The following is a 3,656-nucleotide window of genomic DNA, read 5'->3' as shown; positions in this document are numbered from 1 at the left end:
CCACGCAACCTGCAGCTGCAGGAAGTGGGCGAGGGCATCTACCAGGCGGCGCTGACCCTGCCCGAAGCCGGCGCCTGGTACCTGCACGTGCAGTCGCCGTCGCTGGGGCGCAAGTTTGCCGAAGACAACTACACCAGCCTGCGCATACTGCCGGCCGCCGCGATCAACGCTTCCCAGACTGACGTGAGGAGTGTGCGATGAACACCCAGCATTCTTTCAAACTGTTGGCCCTGAGCCTGGCGCTTGCCAGCAACCTGGCGCTGGCCCACGCCGGCCACGACCATGATGGCCACACCGCGCAGCCGCCGGCGGCGCATCAGGAAAAGACCAGCGTGAGCTTTGCCGACGTGTCGCTGCTGAACCAGGACGGCATGCCGATACGCCTGGAAAAGGACCTGGTCGGTGATCACCTGGTGGTCATGGGCTTCATCTACACCAGCTGCACCACGGTGTGCCCGGTGGTGTCGTCGATCATGGGCAAGGTCCAGCAGCAGCTGGGTGGCCGGGTAGGTGAAGAGATCCACATGGTATCGATCAGCGTCGACCCGCAGCGCGATGACGCCAAGCGCCTGCAAGACTACGCCAAGGCCTTCCAGAAGGGGCCGGGCTGGAGTTGGCTGACCGGCACCCCCTACGCCATCACCGAAACCCTCAAGGGCCTGGGCAGCTTCAGCGCCGACCTCAGCCAGCACCCGCCGCTGATCCTGGTCGGTGACGGGCGCAGCGGGCATTGGACGCGTTACTACGGCTTCACCGACCCGACGGTGTTGATCGAAGAAATCAACCGCCTCAGCGCCCGCCGGGTACATGCCAAAAGCACAGCCATTGCCGACCATCACGAGGTGCAACCATGAGCCAGTCAAGTTCCTGCCGCGCCGGCATGCGCAGTTTTGACTGGCTGGTACTGGGCGGCTGCCTGTGGATACTGGCGTCGGTCGCGTTCGCCCACGAAGGCCATGCCCCGCAGGCCCCCGAGCCGCAGCCGGCACCGCAGGCGATGACCAGTGGTGGAGGTACCCGCGACGCCCAGACCTGGTTCACCGACACCGTGCTCAAGGACCAGAACGGCCGCGAGCTGCGCTTCTACAGTGATGTGCTGAAGGACAAGGTGGTGATGCTCAACGTGATCTTCACCCACTGCACCGACGCCTGCCCGCTGATTACCCGCAAGCTACGCGAAGTGCGCGAGGCCATGGGGCCGCAGCTGGCCAGCCAGGTGACCTTCGTGTCGATCAGCAGCGACCCGCTCAACGACACCCCGCAAGCGCTCAAGGCCTTTGCTGAAAAGCAGGGCGTGGACAGCGCCAACTGGTTGTTCCTCACGGGCGACAAGGCCAATGTCGACCTGGTGCTGGGACGTATCGGCCAGTTCCTGCCCAGCCCCGAGCAGCATTCGACACAGCTGATTGCCGGTGACGTGGCTGGCAAGCGCTGGAGCAAGATCCGCCCGGATGCACCACCCGCGGCGATTGCCCAGCGCATGCAACTGCTGACCCAACCCTTGGCTGGTCGGTGAGCAGCATGAAGACCTGGGCGGTCTTGTGCTGGTGCTGCCGGCCTCGTCGCCGGCAAGCCAGCTCCCACAGGGTTGGTAGTGCTTTTTCTGTGGGAGCTGGCTTGCCGGCGATGAGGCCAGCGCAGGATAAAAGAGCCATCAGCCCAATGCTGGTTCTGCTTGCCAGCCTGTCACTTGGCACTTCGGCCCTGGCCCTTGACCTCACCGACCAGGAACAAGCCGGCAAACGCCTCTACCGCGAGGGCATCTCCAGCAGCGATGCGCAACTGCAGGCCCGGGTCGGTGCCAGCGACATGACTGTACCCGCCAGTGTGCTGCCCTGCGCCAGCTGCCACGGCAACGACGGCCGTGGCCGCGCCGAAAGCGGCGTGCGCCCGCCAAACCTCGACTGGCAACGCTTGGCACTCGGCCAGGGCGTGCGCGAGGCCAATGGCCGCAGCTACCCAGCCTACAGCGACAGCAGCCTGGCCCGGGCCATTCAGCAGGGTGTGGACCCGGCCGGCAACCGCCTGGACCCGGCCATGCCCCGCTTCGAACTGACCCTGGCCGACCAGCGCAACCTCACCGCCTACCTCAAACGCCTGGCTCAGGAGCGCGACCCTGGCGTGGACGAGGGCGTGCTGCGCATCGGCACATTGCTGCCCGCGACCGGCCCGCTGGCCGAAGCCGGGCAGGTCGTACGGGCCGTGCTGGAAGACGGCCTGGCACAACTCAACCAGCAAGGCGGTATCCATGGGCGGCGCCTGGAACTGGTGGTGCTCGACCCGGGCTACCAGCCGGACAGCGCCGAGCGGGCGTTGCAGAAGTTGCTGGAACAGCAGCGGGTGTTTGCCCTGGTCTCGCCGTTGGTGCCCATGCTCGACCAGCGCTTGGCAACCCTGCTGGCGCCGCAGAATGTGCCGTTGATCGGCAGTACCCCGCGCAGCGGTGGCAGCGCCCAGATCTTCGACCCGCTGCCCGGCTTGCCCGTGCAACTGCTTAGCCTGGCAGGCCATGCCCGTGAAGCGCTGGGCCTGGCGCCCGGCGACCTGCGCGTGGTGTACGCCGGCAACGAGCAGGCGGGGGTGGCTGAGCAGGTGCGCGACAGCCTGCTGCAACAGGGCTGGGCGCCACCTGCCGTACAGGCCTTCGATGGTCAGGCTGTGGACGGGCAGGGCATCCTCTTCCTTGGCCGCGCCCAGGCCTTTGCCGAACTGGCCGCAGCGTTGCAGGCGGCAGGCCGCCAGCCATACCTGTTTGCCGCTTCAAGCCAAGTGGCGGGTGGCGTGGCGCGCTTGCCCGAGCAGTGGTCGCAACGGGTGTTCCTGGCCTATCCGTACGTGCCCGAAGACTGGACCGAGCAGGGCCTGGCAAGCCTCGCCGGGTTGCAGCAGCGCCAGGGCCTCGACCCGCGCCAGGCATCGCTGCAGGTGAACACGCTGTGCGCCCTGCGCCTGTTGAGCGAAGCGCTGAAGCAGATTGGCCGGGATGCCAGCCGCGAGCAGCTGATTGCCGCGCTGGAGGGCCTGCACGATGTTTCCACCGGCCTGACTCCGGCCCTGGGGTTCGGCCCCGGGCGCCGCCAGGGCATGGCCGGTGCCCATGTGGTGGCGGTGGCCCTGCCCGGGCCGCGTTTCACCTCGGTCAGCCCGTACCGGCCGGTGCCGGACAGCCCTTGAGCGGAGGTTGCCATGCGTATTCTGTTGTTGTGCCTGTTGCTGGTGCTGGCCAAGGCGAGCTGGGCTGATGTGCCGGCGGCGCGGGTCAATGGCGTGGAAATCGGGCTGACGCGCCTGGAGCGCTATTTCAGCGAGTACCTGGTCGCCCAGGGCCGTGCGCTAACCAGCATCCGTAACCCGAACCTGTACAAACGCCTGCGCGAACAGGCCCTGGATGAGCTGATCGACAAAGAGCTGCTGTGGCAGGAGGCGCAACGCCAGGGCATCGCCATCAGCGACGAGCAGGTGTCGGCGCACATTGGTGAGGTTGAAACCGCGTTCGGCAGCCCGGCAATCTTTGCACAGCGGCTGGCAGAGGCAGGCTTCGACAGGGCACAGTACACTGACTACACCCGGCACGAGATGGCGGCCCAGCAGGTGTATGCCCGGCTCAGCGCAGTCGACGCGCCGAGCCCGGCCGAAGTGGAGGCATTCTATGATGC

The 3,656-nt window shown here is 66.8% G+C and carries 4 protein-coding genes and 1 pseudogene; all 5 read left to right on the top strand.

Features of this window, described 5'->3' with window-relative positions; all coding sequences use genetic code 11:
* Positions 1-201: pseudogene (locus HP547_RS27970) on the top strand (FixH family protein); the annotation flags it as partial.
* A complete protein-coding gene (locus HP547_RS27965) occupies positions 198-854 on the top strand; it encodes an SCO family protein (protein WP_172288697.1) in 657 nt (218 codons plus the stop codon). The pseudogene HP547_RS27970 and the gene HP547_RS27965, both read left to right, overlap by 4 nt.
* Positions 851-1,516, top strand: a complete 666-nt coding sequence (locus tag HP547_RS27960; RefSeq protein WP_172288695.1) for an SCO family protein — start codon at positions 851-853, stop codon at positions 1,514-1,516. Before HP547_RS27965 ends, HP547_RS27960 begins: the two co-directional genes overlap by 4 nt.
* 146 nt (positions 1,517-1,662) lie before the next feature.
* Positions 1,663-3,174, top strand: a complete 1,512-nt coding sequence (locus tag HP547_RS27955) for an ABC transporter substrate-binding protein (RefSeq protein WP_256676466.1) — start codon at positions 1,663-1,665, stop codon at positions 3,172-3,174.
* Between the two features lie 12 nt (positions 3,175-3,186).
* Positions 3,187-3,656: SurA N-terminal domain-containing protein (locus HP547_RS27950; protein WP_172288693.1), on the top strand; the 470-nt coding region annotated here is incomplete at its 3' end.

This window comes from Pseudomonas sp. CM27 (assembly GCF_013179515.1).
Classification (GTDB): domain Bacteria; phylum Pseudomonadota; class Gammaproteobacteria; order Pseudomonadales; family Pseudomonadaceae; genus Aquipseudomonas.
This window is presented reverse-complemented; position numbering and strand designations above follow the sequence as displayed.

Excerpts from the sequence above, each read along its gene's own strand:
- HP547_RS27965 (WP_172288697.1), top strand. The coding sequence starts at position 198 with ATGAACACCCAGCATTCTTTCAAACTGTTGGCCCTGAGCCTGGCGCTT.
- HP547_RS27960 (WP_172288695.1), top strand. The coding sequence starts at position 851 with ATGAGCCAGTCAAGTTCCTGCCGCGCCGGCATGCGCAGTTTTGACTGG.
- HP547_RS27955 (WP_256676466.1), top strand. The coding sequence starts at position 1,663 with ATGCTGGTTCTGCTTGCCAGCCTGTCACTTGGCACTTCGGCCCTGGCC.